This is a genomic window from Mycobacterium sp. NGS69 (assembly GCF_059812165.1).
Genome location: NZ_JCALCD010000006.1, coordinates 22,058 through 42,694, shown reverse-complemented (window position 1 = coordinate 42,694; position 20,637 = coordinate 22,058). Strand labels below are relative to the sequence as shown.

Sequence of the window (20,637 nt, the reverse complement as noted above, 5' to 3'; positions counted from 1 at the left end):
GCGTGGATCAGCTGATTATGCGCGAGCCTCCCGCAACACCGTAGCGAACTGGTCAATCGCCCAGTCGATCTCCTCTCGGGTGATCACCAGCGGCGGCGCGAACCGCAGCGTCGAACCGTGGGTGTCCTTCACCAGCACGCCGCGCCGGGCCAGCCGCAGACTGATTTCCTTGCCGGTGCCCAGGGCGGGTTCGATGTCGACGCCGGCCCACAGCCCGAGGCCCCGCACCGCCACCACACCGTCGCCGATCAGCCCCCGCAGCCGGCGGTGCAGGTGCGCACCCAATTGGGCCGACCGGGCCTGGAATTCGCCGCGCGCCAGCATGGCGACGACCGTGGTGCCGATCGCCGCCGCCAGTGGGTTGCCACCGAAGGTCGAGCCGTGTTCGCCGGGCCGCAGCACGCCGAGGATTTCGCGGTTGGCGACCACCGCCGACAGGGGCAGCACGCCGCCGCCCAGCGCCTTGCCGAGCAGGTAGACGTCCGGCACGACGCCCCACCGGTCACACGCGAAGGTGTAGCCGGTGCGGGCCAGCCCCGCCTGGATCTCGTCGGCGATCATCAGCACGTTGTGCTCGCTGCACAGCGCGCGGACGGTGGGCAGGTAGTTGGCGGGCGGGACGACGATCCCGGCCTCGCCCTGGATCGGCTCCAGCAGCACCGCCACCGTGTCGTCGTCGATCGCGCGGGCCAGCGCGGCGGCGTGGCCGAACGGCACCGAGCGGAAGCCCGGCGTGAACGGCCCGAACCCGTCGCGCGCCGCCGGGTCCGACGAGAAGCTGACGATGCTGATGGTGCGGCCATGGAAGTTGTTGTCCGCCACGATGATGTTGGCCCGGCCCGGGGCTACGCCTTTGACGTCGGCGCCCCATTTGCGGGCGACCTTCAGGCCGCTCTCGACGGCTTCGGCGCCCGAGTTCATCGGCAACACCATGTCTTTGCCGCACAATCCGGAGAGCGCGGCGCAGAACGGGCCGAGCGTGTCGGAATGGAACGCGCGGCTCACCAGCGTGACGGTGTCCAGTTGCGCGTGCGCGGTCGCGGTGATCTCGGGGTTGCGATGACCGAAGTTGACCGCCGAGTAGGCGGCCAGGAAGTCCAGATAGCGGCGGCCGTCAATGTCGGTGATCCAGGCGCCCTCGGCGCTTGCCGCGACCACGGGAAGCGGCGAATAGTTATGCGCCGCGTGCCTTTCGACCAGTTCGATCGCCGCGTCGGTGTCATGTGCGGCCCGGGCGTCGAGGACGGTCATGGGAATACCTCCAATGTGCAGCACTTGACGGAACCGCCGCCCTTGAGCAATTCGGACAAGTCCACGCCGACCGGCTCGAAGCCGGCCTCGCGCAGTTGTGCGGCGAAACCCGTTGCCGCCGACGGGAGCACGACGTGCAGCCCGTCGGAGACCACGTTGAGGCCGAGCACGTAGGCGTCGGCGCTTCCCACCACGATCGCGTCGGGAAACAGTGCGTGCAGTCGGTCTTGCGCCGCCGCGCTGAACGCCGGTGGGTAGAACGCGATCGTGTGATCGTCGAGGACGGCAAGCGCGGTGTCGAGGTGATAGAAGCGGGGGTCCACCAGCTCAAGCGAGACGACCGGAACGCCAAGCGCCGCGGCGATTTCCGGGTGTGCGCGCCGGTCGGTGCGAAACCCGTAGCCGGCCAACACCATATCGCCGAACATCAGCAGATCGCCCTGCCCCTCGTTGACGTGGCGGGTGGCCACGGGCCGATACCCGAGCGATGACATCCATTCGGAGTAAGCCCGGGACTCGCCGGCCCGCTCGGCGAACCGGAACCGGGCGACGACCGCGATGCCGCGGGCGATGAAGCCGCCGTTGGCGGCGTAGACCATGTCCGGGAGCCCGGGCACGGGCTCGACGAGGTCCACGTGGTGGCCCAGCCGCAGGTACGTCTCGCGCAGGGCGTCCCACTGCGCCCGGGCCAGGTGGGCGTCGACCGGCGTGCCGACGTCCATCCAGGGGTTGATCGCGTACTCGACGGCGAAGAAGTCCGGCGGGGTCATCGCGTACCGGCGGGCCCGGGGCATCCGGACGGGCGTGGCGGGCGCCGGCGCGGCAACGTATGAATCCGTCATAAATCAACGGTATTTGCCACAGTTCAAACAAGCAAACGACGAATATTGCGCGCCTAGTGTCGATCTATTGCGCTAGGATGGTTGATGCGGCGATTTGTTAAGGGGGTGGCGGGTGGACCGTCTCGACGAGACCGACGAGCGCATCCTGACCGAGCTGACCCAGAACGCACGGGCCACCTTCGCCGAGATCGGCCAGACGGTGAACCTGTCGGCGCCGGCGGTCAAGCGCCGCGTCGACCGGATGCTCGACGACGGCGTGATCAAGGGCTTCACCACGGTCGTCGACCCCAACGCGCTCGGCTGGAAGACGGAGGCCTACGTGCAGGTGTTCTGCCACGGCACGATCTCCCCCGAGCAGCTGCGGGCGGCGTGGGTGAACATGCCGGAGGTGGTCAGCGCGGCCACCGTGACCGGCACGTCGGATGCGATCCTGCACGTGCTGGCCCGCGACATGCGACACCTGGAGGCGGCGCTGGAGCGCATCCGTTCGAGCGCGCACATCGAGCGCAGCGAAAGCATCGTGGTGCTCTCGAACCTGATCGACCGCATGCGGACATAGCGATCCGCGAGCCTAACCACACCGCGAAATTCCGGTCGATTTTTCGCAGTGCGGTTAGGCGCGCGAACGTACCCATCCAACGAGGCGCCTCGGCCTCGATGGCCGCGGCGCGGGTGGCCGGCGAGATACATAGGGCCACGGCCGGTTTCGCTCCGGGACGGAGACCGCCCGGGCGTGCTTGAGCTGCGTCCGCAAGTGCTGGCGCAGGTCATGCAGCTCGGGATCGGTCCACCGGTTGTCGGCTTCGATCGGGTCGGCGGTCAGGTCGTACAGCTCCCATTGGTCGTCCACGGGAGACGTCCGGTACGCCTCGCCGCCGAGCCCGTTGGCCGCGAGGTGGCGCACCCCGGGTTCGGTCCAGGTGGCCGGGTCGTCGAAGGTGCGGACCAGCTTCCACAGGTGCCCGGCGCCGCCGGATGCCGTCGCGTTGTCGACGCGGAGCACCAGCCCCTCGAAATTGGACGCGGTGTGGGCGGGCACCCGAATGCGCAGCGGGGCAGGCGGATTGACGGTGCGCTTCAGGCGGCGCGCGAGCCCCGAGGCGCCGCTGTCGCCCTCGAGCATGTTGTCGCGGGTCATCAGGTAAACGGCCCGCGCGTCATCGGCGGGTGCCCCGTCCACCACGGGCATGAGGTCGCGGCCCGGCAGCTCGTGGACTTCGGAGAACGACTCGGCCAGCGTGGCGGCGACGGCGGCGACTTCGATGCCGGCGGCCGAAAGCAGCGTCGGCACCAGGTCGACGTGCGACGTCGGCGCGGTGACGGTGCGGGGCCGCGTGGCGCCCGAACCAATCCGCGCGATCACGAACGGAACGCGGGTGGCCTCGTCGTACAGGTTGAACCATTTCTGGTGCAGCCCACCGTGGGCGCCCAGCAGGTCCCCGTGATCGGCGGTGCGCACCAGCACCGCCTTGGCCGAACCACCTTCGGTCACCGCCCGCCTCACCCGGTCGATCGGCCCGTCCACCTCGGCGTGCAGCCGGTAGTACAGGTCGCGGTAGCGCTGGGCGTTGCGCTCGTAGGTCCGGCTGATCGCCGGCGCCGGACCGTAGCCGGAGTAATACGCCTCGCGGAAGGCGATTTGGGCGGCCGGCTTCGTCGACAGGTCCTCGTCGGCGGTGGGCGCCGGGGGCACCGGCGGCGGATCCAACGGCGACGGCTTGACCGGACCCCGGCGCGACCAGGTGGGGAACAGAACGATGTCGTGCGGATTGACGAAGCTGGCGACCAACAGGAAGGGGCGCAGCGCGTCGGGGTCGCCGGCGTGACGGCGGGCATAGCGGTCGGTGAGCCAGCCGACGACGCGATCGGCGATCAGGGGATCCCGGCGAATGCCCGCATTGGCCAGCAGCGCGCCATGCGGTTCGGGGCCGACCCATCCCGAAAAGCCGAACGGCCCAAGCGGATCGGCGTCCAGGTAGCGCCGCACCGCCGCGTCATCGACGACGCCGTCGTCGTCGTTGGTCGGCAGTGAACGCCCGGTGGACTGATCAACGAGATCGGCGTGCGAGATGTGCCACTTGCCGTCGTAGTGGGTGTCGTATCCGGCTGCCCGGAACCAGCTGCCGAGGGTGGGCACCTCGCCCTGGCGCAGCCAGCGCATGCGGGAATCGTCGGCCGTCTTTCCGATGCCGTCGGTCTGGGTGACCCCGTGCAGGTCGGGGTACTGGCCCGTGAAAATCGTTGGGCGGCTGGGCACGCAGGCCAGGGAGCCGGTGTAGTGCCGGGCGAAGCTGACGCCGTGGTCGTCAAACCACTTGCGGCCGCTGAGTATTCGGTTGCGCCACGCCAACACCTCGGGGGTCTCGTACGGCGGGACCGCGCGCTCCTCGTCGGTCATGATGATGATGACGTCGGGGCGATCAGACACGGGCGTTCTCCAATCGATTCGCCAGCCCGGCGAGCATCACGTCGGACTGTCGCGCGAGAAAGCGACACAGCATGCGTTCGGCCAGTTTCTGTGCTGGGCTGTCACCGATTTCGACCGTGCTGGTGAGGGTCACGACGGTCGAGCTGGAGGGGCCCGGGGCGAGCGTCCAGCGGTTGGTCATCCTGCGCACGCGGCCGGGCAGGCCCTCGACGTCGTAGGCCAGGGCGCGCGGCGGGTCGAACTCGGTGATCCGTTCGACGAGGGCGTCGCGTTTGACCTGGACGCGCCTCGCGGTACCGATGGCGGCCCCGCCGGCTCCGGAGAACAGGATGCACGAGTGGTCGACGTTGCCGGCCCACGAGCTGATCGCGCCGAAGTCCGCGAGGACGTCCCAGATCGGTTGGGGGCGGGCCGCGATGCCGCGGCTGCGGGCGATGTCGGCCATGCCTAGCGCATTGCGTGAATCATCGTCTCGAGCACCACCGCCAGGCCGCTGACCGCGAGGGTGATCGCGATGGTCACCCAGTCCGCGAGCTTGGGCCGGGCCGGGTTGGCCGAGAGCTGACCGGTGCCGCCGCGGGCAGTGATCGCGTCGCCCATCTCGTCGGCGCGCCGCAGGGTCACGGTGGTGGCGGCGGCCAGCAGGTCGATCAGCTCCAGGGCGTGCCTGCGGCGACGGGCCTTGCGGCTCCGCGGTATCCGTTTGGGCCGCAGCCGGCGGGCGGCGTAGAGCACCTGGAACTCGTCGATCAGCATCGGGAAGGCGCGCAGCGCCAGCGCCAGGGCCGCCGCCCATTCGTCGACCGGGATCCGCAACAGTTTGAACGGCCGGCCCAAAGTGGCCAGCGCGGGCCCTATTTCGGCGACGTTGGTGGTCCAGGACACCATCGCGCCGAGCGCGAGCAGCACGATCGACAGCGCGGTGATCCGCAGGAACTGCAAACCACCCCCGAGGCCGAGCTCGAGGCCGCCGATCGAGACTTTCGGGCTGCCGCCGCCCAGCACGGCGGTGATGCCGCCCAGGGCGATGACGATCCACAACCACCGCGGGATCGACGGCACCGCGCCGCGCGGGATGCGCGCGATCCGGACCGCCGCCAAGACCAGCGCCGCCACCAACCCGATCGTCACCCAGCCCGGGTAGAACGTCAGCAGCGCCGAAACACCGAAAACAACAAGCAGTTTGGTGCCCGCCCACAGCTCGTGAATGGTCGACGTTCCGGGCACCGGGACGAGCAGCACGACCGGACGCGGCGTGCGTCGGGTCGAGGCGCGCTCCGAGGCGGAGGTTGCGGTCATGCCATGCCCCCCGTCGGGGCCGGAACGGGCTCGAGCGCGCCGTTGCGCAGGTGCAGGGTGCGCGGGCACAGGTCCTCCAGCCCGACGAAGTCGTGCGAAATGACCACCACCGTCAGGTCCTGCTCGCGGCGCAGGTCTTCCAGCAGGCGCAGCAGGCCGCGCTGGCTGGCGGCGTCCAACCCGGCCAGCGGCTCGTCGAGGATCAGCGCCCGCGGTGAACGGGCCAGGAGTCCGGCCAGCACCACGCGGCGCATCTGCCCGCCGCTGAGCTGGTCGATCGGCCGCCTGGCCAGCGTGGGATCGAGACCGACGACGGCCAGCGCCGCGGCGACGCGATCCTGCTCGCGCGGCGAAAAGCCCGCTGCCGAGGCGACTTCCAGGTCCACGCGGCCGCGCATCAGTTGCAGCCGCGCCGCCTGGAATGACAACGCCACCGCACCGACCTGCTCGTGGATGGGCCGACCATCCATGAGGCAGGTACCGCTCGTCGGCACCGTGAGCCCGGCCATGATCCAGGCCAGCGTCGACTTGCCCGAGCCGTTGCCGCCGTGGATCAGCACGCCGTCTCCCTGCTCCACCGTGAAGCTGACGTCGCGCAGCGCGGTTTTGGCCCACGGGGTGCCGCTGCCGTATTCGTGGCCGACGCCGACAAGTTCGATCACCGGCGCCTGCGAGCCGTGGCGCACCGCGGCTCCATTGGTTCCGGCCGGCGCCGGCACGGTCTCGACCATCACGGAGTTGTCCGGGGAATCGCTGAGATCGACTGTGCGATCGGCGGACTCGGCCTCGGCGTTGTAGTGCGTGATGTGCACCAGGGCGGTGCGGTGGCGCTTGGGAAGATCGGACAGCACGCGTAGCAACGCATCCCGGCCCTGCTGGTCGACCATGGTGGTCACCTCGTCGGCGATGAGCAACGCCGGCTCCCTGGCCAGCGCCGCGGCGAGCGCGAGGCGCTGCAGCTCGCCCCCGGACAGGCTTCCGGTGTCGCGTTGCGCGAGCCCGTCGAGGCCGACCTCGCTGAGCAACCGGTCCACATCGATCTTGGTGCCGGGCGGCAGACCCCACACCACGTCGTCGGCGACCCGCGTGCCCAGCACCTGGCTTTCGGGATGCTGCAGCACGACCGCGGTGCCGCCCAGCTTGCCCAGGCCCACCGCGCCGGGGCGCTCCACGGTGCCCGACGTCGGTTCGCGGCCGGCCAGAACCAGCATCAGCGTGGTCTTTCCGGATCCGTTGGGTCCGGTGATCGCGACGTGTTCGCCGACCCGGAGGTCCAGGCTGAGCTCGCGCAGCGCGTCCTGGCGGGCACCCGGGTAACGGAAACGCACCTTGTCCAGCCGCACCGGAACCGGGCCGACGGCGCCCTGCTCGGCCTCGCCGTCCCGGGCGTCCAGCTGGTGCACGTCGGGAATGCCGCGCATCCGGTCCAGCAGGCGGGACAACGCCCACCAGCCGATCAGCGACACGATCAGGATCCCGATCACGTAATAGATGAGCACCAGCAACTGCCAATGCTGCACGCCGAGAGCGAAATAGCGCTTCAAGTCCGCGCCGACGCCCGGCATGTGCAGCCGGGTCAGGAACGCCGCGACCCCGTTCACGTCCGCGGTGATGACATCGAAGATCAGGCGACGCAACCGGCTCATCACGGTCAGCCCGATGACGTCCGCAGCGCCGAAGGCCAACCCGGCGATCAAGGACCAGAAGATCACCGTGGGCAGGCCGCGGCGCTTCCGCTTGATGATTCCGGTCAGGCCGCCGATGTAGACGCAATGGATGACGGTCATGAGACCGCCCAACCCGGCGATCAGGAAGGCGATCATCGCGGCCGCGACCGTCGCGGCCATCAGCACGCGGAACCGGTAGCGGTAGGCCAGCAGCCCGGTGGGCACGGTACCCAGCAGGGCGAGTCCCGCGGCGAACGGGACGATCACCGAGATGATGGCGATGACCGCGCACAGCGCCCCCATGACGGAGGCCTGCGCCAACTCGACCGGCCGCAGCGGTCCACCCCGTTGGTGTGAACGGGATGGTCGGGGGACGGTCACCTCACCGATTCTGCCAGGCCGCGCCGGCAAGTCCCCGCGCCACACCACATACGCTGGGTTTTTGCGCCGACGCGTGTGGCGCTCGTCTCGCTTAGCAAAGCTATGCAACCATGGGTGTATGAACGCATCCGCCGCCAACCACACCGATGTCGTTGACGCCGCAACCACCGAGTCCCAGTCCGGCCTCGGAGCCGATCTCCTCGCCGTCGTCGCCCGCCTGAACCGACTGGCGACCCAGCGCATCCAGATGCCGCTGCCCGCCGCGCAGGCGCGGCTGCTGGCCACCATCGAGGCCCATGGGGAGGCGCGAATCGGCGACCTCGCCGGCGTCGACCACTGTTCGCAACCGACCATGACCACGCAGGTGCGCCGCCTCGAGGACGCCGGCCTGGTCACGCGGACCGTCGATCCCGGCGACGCCCGGGCCGTCCGCATCCGCATCACGGCCGACGGGATACGCACGCTCGACGCCGTCCGTTCCGACCGGGCCGCCGCGATCGAACCGCAGCTGGCCCTGCTCGAGCCGGCGGACCGCGAGGTGCTGAAGGAGGCGGTCGGGGTCCTGCGGCGGCTCCTCGAGAACGCCGCGTCGACGCCGCGCCGCCACACCCTGTGATGGCATCGTCCGGTGGATGCATCGCCGCGGGCGGGTAGACACTGGAAGTTCGGACTGACCGGTGACGAAAGGTGGCGGTGATGCGGCCCGAGGCTTCCGCCTTCCCGGCCTCCCCGTTGACCGTATGGGTCGGACCGACGAGATATGTCTTCGCGCCCGGTCGCGACGTGCTGGTGGGCTACGGACCTGGAGTCGACATCGCGCTCGGACCACCGGGCAAACCGGCGGCGCCCCACCCCGATGTGGTGCTGCGGTTCACCGGTAGGCACTGGGTGGCCATCGACAACAGCCCCCGCGGGATGTTCGTCAACGGCTGGCGGGTGCCGGCCGTCGACATCCACTCCGGCCAGGCGATCACGATCGGCGATCCGCAGCGCGGCCCGCGGCTGGTTTTCCAGATCGACCCGCCCGGGCGGCCACCGGGCCCACCGCCGCCGCCGCCGCGGTTCCGGCAGCCCCCGGGACCGCCCCGTCCGCCGCAACCCCCGCCTCCCGGCACCGGGCAGCGCCCGAACGACCCCAGCTTGCGGGCGCCGACCGAGCGCACGACCCAGCGGATGCGCATCCCGCCACCCCCACCGCCCGCGGTCGAGCCGCCGGGTCCGCCCGCCCCGCCGGAACCGCCCGCGCCGCCCGTCGCGGAGGCGCCCGAGGCGATCGAACCCGAACCGTCCGACGGTCCGGGCCTGATCGAGCGGATGACCACGCGCAAGCTGCGGACCCCGAGCCCGTCCTTGCGCACTCAGGAAGGCAACTCCACGTATCGGCTGCCGCTCAGGTCCGGGGCGCGGACCAGCGGGGTCGCGGCATACCAGCTGGGGCTTACGGTCGACGGGCACGAGGTGCTCACCGACATCTCGTTCACGGCGGGTCTGGGCACCATGACCGCGATCGTGGGACCGTCGGCGGCGCGCAACTCGGCACTGCTCGAACTGCTCTCCGGCACAAGGGAACTCAGCTCCGGCCGAACGACGGTCGACGGCCACGACGTGCACGCCGAGCCCGAGTCGATGCGCGCCCGCATCGGTGTCGTGCGCGGCGACGACTGCCTGCACCCGCGGCTCACAATCGAACAAGCCTTGGGATACACCGCCGAACTGCGCCTGCCGCCGGACACCGCGGCCGAACACCGTCGGCGGGTGGTGGACCAGGTGATCGAGGAGCTGGAGCTGACGCCCCACCGCGCGACGCGGATCAGCAAACTCCCACCCGAGGTGCGCCGGCGTGCGTCGCTGGCGGTCGAACTGGTCACCCGGCCGACGCTGCTCGTGGTCGACGATCCGGGCGCCGGGCTGGATGCGCCGCAGCAAGACCGCGTGATGGCTGTCCTGCGTCGCCAGGCCGACATCGGCTGTGTCGTGGTGGTTGCGATTCCGTCGCACGCATCACTGGGCAATCTCAACCTCTGCGACCAGGTGTTGGTCCTCACCGCGCGGGGCGCCACGGCTTTCCTCGGGACCCCGTTGCAGGTCGAGGCCGCGATGGGCACCACCGACTGGGCCGACGTCATCGAGCGGGTCGGGGCGGATCCCGACGGCGCGCACGACGAGTTCCGGGCCCGGCAGCAAGGACTGGCCCCGCCCACGCCGCCGGAAGTGGCAGCGCCGTGGCCGCCGCCCCAAGGGCTCGCCGCGAAGCGGCAAGTCCGGGTGCTCGTGCGCCGCCAGCTCCGCCTGCTCTTCGCCGACCACATCTACATGCTGTTCCTGGCGATCCTGCCCTTTGTGTTGGCGGCGCTGACGCTGTTGATCCCCGGCGAGTCCGGCCTGGAACGGCCCAACCCGAGCAGTTCCAACCCGCACGAGGCCATCGAGATCCTGGCCGCGCTCAACATCGCCGCGGTGATCGTGGGCACCGCCCTGACCATCCGCACGCTGGTCGAGGAGCGCCGCGCCTTCCGGCGCGAGCAGGCCGTCGGGCTCTCGGGCCCGGCGTACCTGGGCGCCAAGATCGTCGTCTTTGGCGTGGCCGCGCTCGTCCTGACCGGCATCTTCTTCGCGATCGTCGTCGTGGTGAAAGGCGGGCCGGTGCACGGCCCGGTGCTGTTGGGCTTTTCCGGCGGGGCCACCGCCGAGCTCTATCTGGGCGTGGCCGCGACGGCCCTCGTGTCGGCGGTCGTCGGGCTGGCGTTGTCCGCGACGGGCAACCGGCTGCGCGAGGTGCTGCCGCTGCTGGTGCTGGTGGTCCTGGCCTCGCTGCTGTTCAACGGCAGCCTGGTGCAGCTGGTGAGCAAGTGGGGCTTCCAGCAGATTTCCTGGTTCGTTCCGGCCCAATGGGGTTTCGCGGCGGCGGCGTCGGTCGCCGATCTGCGCAGGGTCGACGCGCTGGCCGCCAACGCCCAGATGTGGACGCACTATTCGGGCTGGTGGGTGTTCGACATGGTGATGCTCTTGGGCTTGGGCGCCGGCGCGGCCGGCTTCGCCCTTTTCCGGCTGCGCGCGCCGAAGCGGCCGTCCGCCGGCTCGGGCTAGACGTAGCGCCGCACGCGGCGGCAATAGTCGGCGAATTCGTCGCCGTAGCGCTGCCGCATGAACGCTTCCTCGCGCAACACTTGCCGGTGGAACAGCGCGGTTGCGGCGACCAGGTAGATCAACGGAACCCAGTTGGGGAACGCCAGGAGCTGGCCGACGAGGAAAACGAAGAACCCGACGTAGATCGGGTTGCGGCTCACCGCGAATATGCCGGTCGTCACCAGCCGGCCGGGCTGGTCGACGTCGATGCCGACGCGGAAGCTGGCGCCGAATGACACCAGGCTGAACACCAGGACCAGGACCCCGACCAGGCAGAGGGCCACTCCCAGCCAGGCGAGCAGCGTCGAGTGGAAAAACCGCTGACGGCTGGCCAGCGGCCACCCGAAGGCGGCGGCGAACACCGTGTAGAAGTAGAACAGCGCGACGGGCGGGATCAGGAAGTCGGTCTTGTCCAGCTTCCCGAAATGCATTGCTTGGGTGCCGGTTCTGCGCAGCAGCATGACTCTGGCGAGGACGGTGCCGATCAGGAGCACGATCATGGCAGCGGCGAAATACTGCGGCATCGCTCGATCATGACACTCGCAGCGCGGCGCCCAGCGTGTACTCGGCGCGAAAATGCGGGCGTTGCGCGATTGTTGTTCAGGGCCTGTTTCAACGCCTGAGCAGCGGGTTACCGTCCCTTTATGGCGCCAGACACGAAAAGCACGGCCGAACACCTGCGCAACGCCCTGGACGGGCGGTGGCGCGACGTGAAGAACCGGATGCGGGCCACGATGACCGAGGAGCTGTTCCGCCCGCATTACACGCCGAACACCGTGATCGCCCGCACCAAGGTGGCCGAGCAAATGCGGATCATGGCGGCCTTCGGGGTCGCCGCCGACAACTTCCGCAAGGAGCACGGCGGGACCGGCGACGTGGGCGCCGCGATCACGATGATCGAGATGCTCGCGATGTCCGACCTGTCGCTGATGGTGAAGGCCGGTGTCCAGTGGGGGCTGTTCGGCGGTGCCGTCGAGAACCTGGGCACCGAGCGCCACCACGAGGCCTATGTGAAGAAGATCATCAGCCTCGAATTGCGCGGCTGTTTCGCCATGACCGAGACCGGGCACGGCAGCGACGTTCAGTCGGTGGAGACCACCGCGACCTACGACCCCGAGACCGAGGAGTTCGTCGTCGACTCCCCCACCCCGACGGCCCGCAAGGACTACATCGGGGGCGCCGCCGAAACCGCCACCATGGCATCGGTTTTCGCGCAACTGATCACCACCGAGGACGGCAAGCCGGTCAACCACGGCGTGCACTGCCTGCTGGTCCCGATCCGCGACGCCGACGGCAACGACCTACCCGGGGTCACGACGTCGGACTGCGAGTACAAGGGCGGCCTGCCCGGTGTGGACAACGGCCGCATCGTCTTCGACCATGTCCGCGTCCCGCGGGTGAACCTGCTGAACAAGTACGGCGACGTGGCGCCGGACGGCACCTACAGCTCCCCGATCGACAACCCCAACCGCCGGTTCTTCACCATGCTGGGCACGCTGGTTCGCGGCCGCATCACGGTGGGCGGCAGCGCGGGCGCCGCCGCGCGCGTCGCGCTGGACATCGCCACTCGATATGCGTTGCAGCGCAGGCAATTCAATGCGCCCGGCGAGGACACCGAGGTGCTGATCATGGACTACCTGGTGCACCAGCGCCGGCTGTTCCCGTTGATCGCCCGGTCATACGCGCTGCAGTTCGCCCAGAACGAGCTGGTCAGCAGGTGCCACGACATCCAGACCGCGGACGCGCCCGACGCCGACGAGCAGCGGGAGCTGGAAGCGCGGGCCGCCGGACTGAAGGCGGCCAACACCTGGCACGCGTCGCGAGCAATCCAGGAGGCGCGGGAGGCCTGCGGCGGCGCGGGCTACATGGCCGAGAACCGGCTGATCGGGCTGCGCGGCGACACCGACGTCTTCACCACGTTCGAGGGCGACAACCACGTGCTGACCCAATTGGTGGCCAAGGAGCTGCTGACGGCCTATGCCGACGACATCCGCAGCATGAGCCCGGTCGAATGGGTGCGCTTCGCCGCCAACACCGTCGGTCAGCGGGTGCGGAAACGCACTGCGGCCGAGGCGATTATGCAGACGATCATCGACGCCCGCCAGGACAGCGAAGAGGAAGGCAGCCTGTTCAACCGCGGCACCCAGGTCACCATGTTCGAGGAGCGTGAGGACTATCTGCTCTCGTCGGTGGCGCGTCGGCTGCAGGGCAAATCCAAAGAGATGTCGGAATTCGACGCGTTCAACGCCGTGCAGGATCACGTGCTGCACGCGGCGAGCGCGCACATCGACCGAATCGTGCTGGAAGCGTTCGTCGCCGGGATCGACTCCTGCGAGGACAAGGAGGCTCGCGAGCTCCTCGAAATGGTCTGCGACGTGTACGCATTGTCGGTGATCGAGGACGACAAGGCCTGGTACATCGAACATGGCTACCTGTCGACCGGGCGAGCCAAGGCGGTCACCCGTGGCATCAACGATCGATGCCGCAAGCTGCGCCCGTACGCGGAGACGCTGGTCGACGGGTTCGGCATCCCGGAGCCGCTGCGCTACGCCGAGATGCTGCACCCAGAGAACCTGCCCGACTGAGGCTTTGGCGGCGCGGCTTTGTGCGCCGACGAGCACTACTGATGCGGGATCTTGCCGAGCGCCTGCAGCTTGCCATCCGAGCCGATCTGGAACTTCACGGTGCCGATTCCGGTGGGACAGCACGGTTCGTCCTTGCCGACCTGCCATTGGTACTGGACGGTGATCGTGTCGTCGGACGGCGGCAGCACGGTGATGTACGGCTTCGGGTTCGGCGTGGGTGGGCCCAGCGGGGTGTTGTGGTCGAAGAAAAGCAGCTGCTGCGGAGTTGATTCGCTGGCGATGGTCGGGATGATCTGAACCCAAAACAGGCGGCACTTCTTGGTGTGCCCCCGCGCGATTTCGACCCAGGTCGAGCCGGACACCTCGACCGGGACGGAGGCGATGGCCTGCCGCACCGTGTCGGCCGTCGGAGCGTCGGACTCCTTACACGTATCGGCCCGCGAGGCCGGCGGTGTCGTCGGTTTTCCGCCACAAGCCGACGCCAGCAAGATCAACAGAATCACAAACGGGCGGCGCACATCGTGAGCTTAACGAAAACTGTGAATGTCCCATTTGTTTGGTCGGAAGCGCCCTTCTGAGAGGCAAATCACCGGGGTCCACGGGTAATCTGGCCGACGTCGCGGATCGGTGCTGACCTGCGATTACGCGGCATTCCGGCGACCTCACACGCCAGTGCGGATTCGGTGCAAGCAAGCCGTAAAACGGCGGAAACATCGGGCGCCCGATGCCGAAACATCATTGCCGCACCATTTGGCGCATTAGGCCCTTGCGCGCGAGGGGAGGAAAGTAGGCGTGGCCAAAGAGCCCCATGGCGTTCGCACGGACGCCGTGCAGAGCATGTGCGCCTACTGCGGTGTCGGTTGCGGCATGGTGTTGCACGTCACAGCGGATCCGGCGAGCGGCGGCCGTCACGTTACGAAAACTGTTGGAAACAAGAGCCACCCAGCCAACTTCGGCCGGCTGTGCACCAAGGGCGCGACCACGGCCGACCTGCTGGCCGCGCCGGGCCGGATGGAATCGGCGCACGTGCGAGCCGACCGCGGCGAGCCCCTCGAGCCGATCGACATCGGCGAGGCGATAACCCAGTCCGCCAAGCGGCTCCGCGAGATCATCGACCAGGATGGCCCCGACTCCTTCGCAATGTACGTGTCGGGCCAGATGTCCATCGAGGCGCAGTATTTGGCGAACAAGCTGACCAAGGGTTTCATCCGAACCAACCAGATCGAGTCGAATTCGCGGCTGTGCATGGCCAGCGCGGGCTCCGGATACAAGCTGTCCCTGGGCGCCGACGGACCGCCCGGCTCGTACCAGGACTTCGACGCGGCAGACGTGTTCCTCGTCATCGGCTCCAACATGGCCGACTGCCACCCGATCCTGTTCCTGCGCATGATGGATCGCGTCAAGGCCGGCGCCAAGCTGATCGTGGTGGACCCGCGCCGCACCGCGACCGCCGAGAGGGCCGACCTGTTCCTGCAGCTCGCCCCCGGAACCGATCTCGCGCTGCTCAACGGGCTGCTGCACCTGATCGTCCAAAACGGGCATACCGATCCCGAATTCATCGCCGAATTCACCGAAGGCTGGGAGGTGATGCCGAGCTTCCTCGCGCAGTACACGCCGGAACGGGTCGGCGAAATCACCGGCATCGCAACCGAAGACATCCGCACCGCGGCGCGCTGGATAGGCGAAGCCGAAAACTTCATGAGCTGCTGGACGATGGGTCTCAACCAGAGCACCCACGGCACCTGGAACACCAACGCGCTCTGCAACCTGCACCTGGCCACCGGCACCATCTGCAAAACCGGCAGCGGTCCCTTCTCGCTCACCGGGCAGCCCAACGCCATGGGCGGGCGCGAAATGGGCTACATGGGGCCGGGTCTGCCGGGTCAGCGCTCGGTGGCGTCGGCGGCCGACCGCGAGTTCGTCGAGGACCAGTGGGGCATCCCCCGCGGCTCGCTGCGCACCGAGGTCGGCACCGGCACCGTGGACATGTTTTCCCGGATGGCCGACGGTGAGATCAAGGCCTGCTGGATCGTCTGCACCAATCCTGTTGCCTCGGTGGCGAACCGGAAGACAGTGCTGGCCGGCCTGGAAAGCGCCGAGTTGGTGATCGCCCAGGACGCGTTCCTGGAGACCGAGACCAACGAGTACGCCGACGTGTTGTTGCCGGCTGCCCTGTGGTCGGAGTCCGAAGGGGTGATGGTCAATTCCGAGCGGAATCTGACCTTGTTCCAGCCGGCCGTCGAGGCGCCCGGCCAGGCGCTGCCGGACTGGCAGATCATCGCCCGGATCGCCTGCGCGATGGGGTTTTCGGAGGCGTTCAGCTACCACTGCGCGGAGGAAGTGTTCGAGGAGATCAAGAGATTCTCGAACCCCGCGACGGGCTACGACCTGCGCGGCGCCAGCTATCAGCGGTTGTGCGAGACGCCGCTGCAGTGGCCGTGCCCGCCGGACGGCGCCGGCGACCGTCACCCCATCCGCTACCTGAATGACGGTGTGAGCCAGGCCCGGCTGGTCCGCGAGGACGGCACCGTGCCCCGGCTGGCGTTCCCCACCGCGAGCGGGCGCGCGGTGTTCTTCGCCCGTCCACACCTGTTGCCCGACGAAATGCCCGACGACGCCTTCCCGTTCCTGCTCAACACCGGGCGCCTGCCGCACCAATGGCACACGATGACCAAGACCGGGAAGGTCGCCAAACTCAACAAGCTCAACCCCGGACCGTTCGTCGAAATCCATCCCGACGACGCGGCCCGCCTGCAGATCCGTGACGACGACCCGGTCGAAATCGCCTCGCGCCGTGGCCGGGCCGTGCTGCCCGCCGTGATCACCGACCGGGTCCGGCCCGGCAATTGCTTTGCGCCCTTCCACTGGAACGACGCCTTCGGCGAGTACCTGTCGATCAACGCCGTCACCAACGACGCCGTCGACCCGGTTTCCCACCAACCGGAGTTCAAGGCCTGCGCCATATCCCTCACGAAGGTCGCCGTCGCGCAACCCGATTCGAGCGGCACACTGCCGAACGACGACGAGATCAGTCCGGCCCGCGTCGATGCTCTCGCCGAACTCCTCGGCGTGACGAACGAACCGGCGCCACAGTTCGGCCCGCTGGGCCGCGCCTACCTGGCCGGCCTCGTCTCGGGGCTGCGCTCGGAGGCCGGCAGCCGCCTTGCCGGAGTGCCGACCCTGCCCCAGAACGCCCCGTTCGATTCCAACACCCGGCTGTGGATCGACGGCCTGCTCGCCGGGCTGTTCGCCCGCACCGAGACGCCGGCCGTCCAGGAACCGATCGTCGAGACACCCGGCCCCACCCCCGAGCGGTCGGCCGTCGTGGTGTTGTGGGCGTCGCAGACCGGAAACGCCGAGGAACTCGCCGCCGACGTCGCTGCGCAGTTGCGCGAGGCCGCCCTGCCGGTCGCGCTGCACGCCATGGATGACTTCCCGCTGGCGCAGCTGCCGGCGACGCGAGAGCTACTGCTGGTCACCAGCACCACCGGTGACGGCGAACCACCGGACAACGGCACCGGCCTGTGGCGGGCGTTAACTTCCGATGGCGCACCGCGATTCACCGACACCCGCTATGCGGTGCTTGCGCTGGGCGACTCCAACTACGACGACTTCTGTGGCCACGGCCGTAAGCTCGACGAGCGGCTCGCCGAGCGCGGAGCCACCCGAATCGTCGACCGGGTCGACTGCGAGCCCGACTACGAAGACGGCGCGGCAAAATGGTTGAGCGGGGTCCTCGAGGCGCTGGCCCGCACACCGGCGCCGGTGGGCCGGGACGGTGGGGCGCCGGCGGCGCTCGCCTCCCCGGTCGCCGCGCCATCCCGGCCGGCCAACGAGCCCGGTGCCGTCGGTTACTCCAAGAAGCAACCCCTGATCACCGACATGGCGCGCAACATCAAGCTGGGCGGCCCGGAGTCGGCAAAGGACGTGCGGCAGTTGGTATTCCGGGTGCCCGAGGACACGATCAGCTACGAGGCGGGCGACGCGCTCGGGGTGTGGCCGCGCAACAGTGATCGGCTTGTCGACGAATGGCTGTCGGTCACCGGACTGGATGGACAGACCCCGGTCGAGGTCGGCGAGCACGGTTTGATGTCGTTGCGCTCGGCGCTCACCGAGCGAACCGAGATCGCGCACATCAGCCGTGATTTGGTGCGGTTCGTGCAGGAGCGCACCGGCAACCGGAAACTGGCCGAACTGCTGCGCCCGGAAAACAAGGCCGAGCTGAACAACTGGACATGGGGACGCCAGTTGGTGGACCTGTTGGCGCAGCTGCCGGTCTACGCGTCGGCCCACGAGTGGCTGCGGGTCCTCAAACGCCTTCAGCCGCGGCTGTACTCGATCTCGTCGAGCCCCAAAGAGTGCCCGGGCGAAGTTCACCTGACGGTGTCGCCGGTGCGCTACAACTTCCAGGGCGTCCCACGCCGCGGGGTGTGTTCGACCTACCTCGCCGACCGCTCCCCCGGCGATCGCGTCGCCGTCTATCTGCAGCCGTCGAGCAACTTCCGGCCGCCCAGCGACCCCTACACCCCGATGATCATGATCGGACCAGGCACCGGGATCGCGCCGTTCCGCGGCTTCCTGCAGGAGCGCCGCGCGCTGGGCCACACCGCCCCCAATTGGCTGTTCTTCGGCGAACAACACGCCGCGACCGACTACTACTACCGCGACGAGATCGAACAGATGCGCGCCGACGGGCTGCTCACCGAGCTGGACCTGGCGTTCTCGCGCGACCAGCGCGACAAGATCTACGTGCAGCACCTGATGCGCAAGCGCGGGGACCAGCTGTGGCGCTGGTTGCAGGAGGGCGCGCAGCTGTACGTCTGCGGCAACGCCGACCCCATGGCCAAGGACGTCGACCGTGCACTCTGCGAAATCGCGGCCGAACACGGCAACCTCGACCCGGACGCGGCGCGGGAATACGTGCGCTCGCTGAGCGCCGACAAGCGCTACCACCGCGACGTCTACTAGGGCGCGTGACCTGTAATACGACGGAAACGTCGCACACCCGCAGCTGAAACATCGCTGACGCACCATTCACTCATTAGGTCGCGCACCAAAAGGAGTGACGTAGCGTGGCTCGCGATTCTGAAAGGCCAATCTGCCCGCGGCGGCAGTGTCCGCTGCATCCCGACGGCAGGGCGGCGGCGCCGGGTCAAGTCGACTGGGCGGGGTTGCCGATCAACCTGGACATGGCGTTCTCCCGCGTGCAGCGCGACAAGGTCTACGTGCAGCACGTGATGCGCAAGCAGGGTAGCCGGCTATCGCGGTGGGTGCACAACGGCGCACAGCCCTGCGCCTGCGAAGTCGCCGAAGACGGGGCCCTGAACGCGACCGAGTCCGTCTCCAGCAGTTAGCGATCTTCATCCTCCGTTCCCAGCGCTGACCACGATCGGCGCTACGGTGTTGTGATGAGCGATCCCCACACGCCACGGATCCCGCCGGCACTGGCCGCTCCCAGCCTCAATCGGGGGGTGGGATTCACCCATGAGCAGCGCCGACGCCTGGGGCTGACGGGCCGGCTCCCGTCGGCGGTGCTCAGCCTCGATGAGCAAGCCGATCGGGTGTGGCATCAACTGCAAAGCCTCGGTACGGATCTGGGCCGCAACCTGCTTCTCGAGCAACTGCACTACCGGCACGAACTGCTGTACTTCAAGGTGCTGCAGGACCATCTGCCCGAGCTGATGCCGGTGGTGTACACGCCCACCGTCGGTGAGGCCATTCAACGCTTCTCGGATGAATACCGCGGGCAGCGCGGGCTCTTCCTGAGCATCGACGAGCCGGACGAGATCGCCGAAGCGTTCGAGACTTTCGGTTTGCGACCCGACGATGTCGATCTGATCGTGTGCACCGACGCCGAGGCGATCCTGGGTATCGGTGACTGGGGCGTCGGTGGTATCCAGATCGCCGTCGGCAAGCTGGCGCTCTACACCGCGGGCGGCGGGATCGATCCGCGCCGCTGCATCGCGGTGTCGCTCGACGTGGGCACCGACAACGAACAGCTGCTGGCCGACCCGTTCTACCTGGGCAACCGCCACGCCCGGCGCCGCGGCGAGGAGTACGACGCGTTCATCAAGCGGTACATCGAGACGGCGCACAGCTTGTTTCCGCACGCGATCCTGCATTTCGAAGACTTCGGGCCGCTCAATGCCCGGAACATCCTGAAAACCTACGGTGACGAGTACTGCGTCTTCAACGACGACATCCAGGGAACCGGCGCGGTGGTGGTCGCCGCCGTCTACGGCGGTTGTCATGTCACCGGTATCCCGATGCGCGACCAGAAAACGATCGTCTTCGGGGCCGGTACCGCCGGGATCGGGGTCGCGGATCAGATCCGTGACGCGATGGTCGCCGACGGCGCGACGGACGAGCAGGCCGCGTCGCAGATCTGGCCGATCGACAAGCAGGGCCTGCTCTTCGACGACATGGACGATCTGCGCGATTTCCAGGTGCCCTACGCGAAGAACCGCCAACGGCTCGGGGTGGCCGCCGGGGATCGGGTCGGGTTGGTGGACGCGATCAAGCTCGCGTCGCCCACCATTCTGCTCGGCTCCTCAACGGTATTCGGGGCGTTCACCGAGAAGGTCGTCGACGCGATGACCGCTTCCTGCGAACGCCCGATGATCTTCCCGCTGTCAAACCCGACCTCACGCATGGAGGCCATGCCGGCCGACTTGCTTGAATGGTCCAACGGTAAGGCGCTGATCACCACCGGCAGCCCGGTCGCTCCCGTCGAATTCGGCGGCGTCACCTACACCATCGGTCAGGCCAACAATGTGCTGGTGTTCCCGGGCATCGGGTTGGGCATCATCGTCTCCCGCGCGAGGACGGTCACCCCCGGCATGCTGCAGGCGGCGGCGAAAGCCGTTGTGCACCAGGCCAGCCCGACGAATGCCGGCGATTCCCTGTTGCCGGACGTGCAGAACCTGCGCGAGATTTCGGTCGCGGTCGCCGAGGCCGTCTATCACGCCGCCGTGCAAGACGGGGTCGCCACGAAGACGCACAAGGACGTCGCGCAAGCCGTGACCGACACGATGTGGGCGCCGCTCTACGACTAACCG

Annotated in this window: 15 protein-coding genes; 7 read left to right on the top strand and 8 right to left on the bottom strand. The window is 68.6% G+C overall.

What is annotated here, in order from left to right; translation table 11 throughout:
• Window positions 1-15 precede the first annotated feature (15 nt).
• Window positions 16-1,251: an ornithine--oxo-acid transaminase gene (gene rocD, locus AC5Y2S_RS18445; protein ID WP_499957475.1), complete on the bottom strand. Its 1,236-nt coding sequence runs from the start codon at window positions 1,249-1,251 to the stop codon at window positions 16-18.
• Window positions 1,248-2,093, bottom strand: coding sequence for a dimethylargininase (ddaH, locus tag AC5Y2S_RS18440; protein WP_499957473.1), 846 nt, complete (start codon window positions 2,091-2,093; stop codon window positions 1,248-1,250). Before ddaH ends, rocD begins: the two co-directional genes overlap by 4 nt.
• A 112-nt stretch (window positions 2,094-2,205) precedes the next feature.
• On the opposite strand from ddaH, the gene AC5Y2S_RS18435 reads away from it, so the two are divergent.
• Complete coding sequence (locus tag AC5Y2S_RS18435; protein WP_499903969.1) at window positions 2,206-2,652, top strand: Rv2324 family transcriptional regulator; 447 nt, start codon at window positions 2,206-2,208, stop codon at window positions 2,650-2,652.
• Window positions 2,653-2,706: 54 nt separating this feature from the next.
• On the opposite strand, the gene AC5Y2S_RS18430 is transcribed toward AC5Y2S_RS18435, so the two are convergent.
• Genes AC5Y2S_RS18430 through AC5Y2S_RS18415 form a run of 4 tightly spaced genes read right to left on the bottom strand, consistent with a single transcriptional unit; the run spans window position 2,707 to window position 7,868 of the window.
• Window positions 2,707-4,521 (bottom strand): sulfatase-like hydrolase/transferase, encoded by a 1,815-nt coding sequence (locus tag AC5Y2S_RS18430; protein WP_499957472.1) that lies wholly within the window; start codon window positions 4,519-4,521, stop codon window positions 2,707-2,709.
• The gene (locus AC5Y2S_RS18425) at window positions 4,514-4,966 is read right to left on the bottom strand and encodes an SRPBCC family protein (protein WP_499957470.1); all 453 of its coding nucleotides are present in this window, start codon (window positions 4,964-4,966) and stop codon (window positions 4,514-4,516) included. Before AC5Y2S_RS18425 ends, AC5Y2S_RS18430 begins: the two co-directional genes overlap by 8 nt.
• A 2-nt stretch (window positions 4,967-4,968) precedes the next feature.
• Window positions 4,969-5,820, bottom strand: coding sequence for a CbiQ family ECF transporter T component (locus AC5Y2S_RS18420; protein ID WP_499957469.1), 852 nt, complete (start codon window positions 5,818-5,820; stop codon window positions 4,969-4,971).
• Window positions 5,817-7,868 carry an ATP-binding cassette domain-containing protein gene (locus tag AC5Y2S_RS18415; protein ID WP_499957468.1) on the bottom strand — a complete coding sequence of 684 codons (2,052 nt, stop codon included), beginning with the start codon at window positions 7,866-7,868 and terminating at the stop codon, window positions 5,817-5,819. Before AC5Y2S_RS18415 ends, AC5Y2S_RS18420 begins: the two co-directional genes overlap by 4 nt.
• A 118-nt stretch (window positions 7,869-7,986) precedes the next feature.
• On the opposite strand from AC5Y2S_RS18415, the gene AC5Y2S_RS18410 reads away from it, so the two are divergent.
• Window positions 7,987-8,484: a MarR family winged helix-turn-helix transcriptional regulator gene (locus tag AC5Y2S_RS18410; RefSeq protein WP_499903964.1), complete on the top strand. Its 498-nt coding sequence runs from the start codon at window positions 7,987-7,989 to the stop codon at window positions 8,482-8,484.
• An 80-nt stretch (window positions 8,485-8,564) separates the two neighbouring features.
• Window positions 8,565-10,955, top strand: coding sequence for an ATP-binding cassette domain-containing protein (locus AC5Y2S_RS18405; RefSeq protein WP_499957467.1), 2,391 nt, complete (start codon window positions 8,565-8,567; stop codon window positions 10,953-10,955).
• Here AC5Y2S_RS18405 and AC5Y2S_RS18400 read toward each other — a convergent pair.
• Window positions 10,952-11,518: a methyltransferase family protein gene (locus AC5Y2S_RS18400; RefSeq protein WP_499957466.1), complete on the bottom strand. Its 567-nt coding sequence runs from the start codon at window positions 11,516-11,518 to the stop codon at window positions 10,952-10,954. The genes AC5Y2S_RS18405 and AC5Y2S_RS18400 overlap by 4 nt on opposite strands.
• 120 nt (window positions 11,519-11,638) lie before the next feature.
• Here AC5Y2S_RS18400 and AC5Y2S_RS18395 point away from each other — a divergent pair, with 120 nt between their 5' ends.
• A complete protein-coding gene (locus AC5Y2S_RS18395; protein ID WP_499957465.1) occupies window positions 11,639-13,579 on the top strand; it encodes an acyl-CoA dehydrogenase family protein in 1,941 nt (646 codons plus the stop codon).
• Between the two features lie 35 nt (window positions 13,580-13,614).
• On the opposite strand, the gene AC5Y2S_RS18390 is transcribed toward AC5Y2S_RS18395, so the two are convergent.
• Window positions 13,615-14,082, bottom strand: a complete 468-nt coding sequence (locus AC5Y2S_RS18390) for an LppP/LprE family lipoprotein (RefSeq protein ID WP_499957963.1) — start codon at window positions 14,080-14,082, stop codon at window positions 13,615-13,617.
• Between the two features lie 334 nt (window positions 14,083-14,416).
• Between AC5Y2S_RS18390 and AC5Y2S_RS18385 the strand changes: the two genes are divergently transcribed.
• From AC5Y2S_RS18385 to AC5Y2S_RS18375, 3 genes are all read left to right on the top strand, one after another.
• Window positions 14,417-18,547, top strand: coding sequence for a bifunctional nitrate reductase/sulfite reductase flavoprotein subunit alpha (locus tag AC5Y2S_RS18385; RefSeq protein ID WP_499957962.1), 4,131 nt, complete (start codon window positions 14,417-14,419; stop codon window positions 18,545-18,547).
• Window positions 18,548-18,651: 104 nt separating this feature from the next.
• Window positions 18,652-18,933 (top strand): hypothetical protein, encoded by a 282-nt coding sequence (locus AC5Y2S_RS18380; protein ID WP_499957464.1) that lies wholly within the window; start codon window positions 18,652-18,654, stop codon window positions 18,931-18,933.
• Window positions 18,934-18,987: 54 nt separating this feature from the next.
• A complete protein-coding gene (locus AC5Y2S_RS18375; RefSeq protein ID WP_499957463.1) occupies window positions 18,988-20,634 on the top strand; it encodes an NAD-dependent malic enzyme in 1,647 nt (548 codons plus the stop codon).
• Window positions 20,635-20,637: the final 3 nt, after the last annotated feature.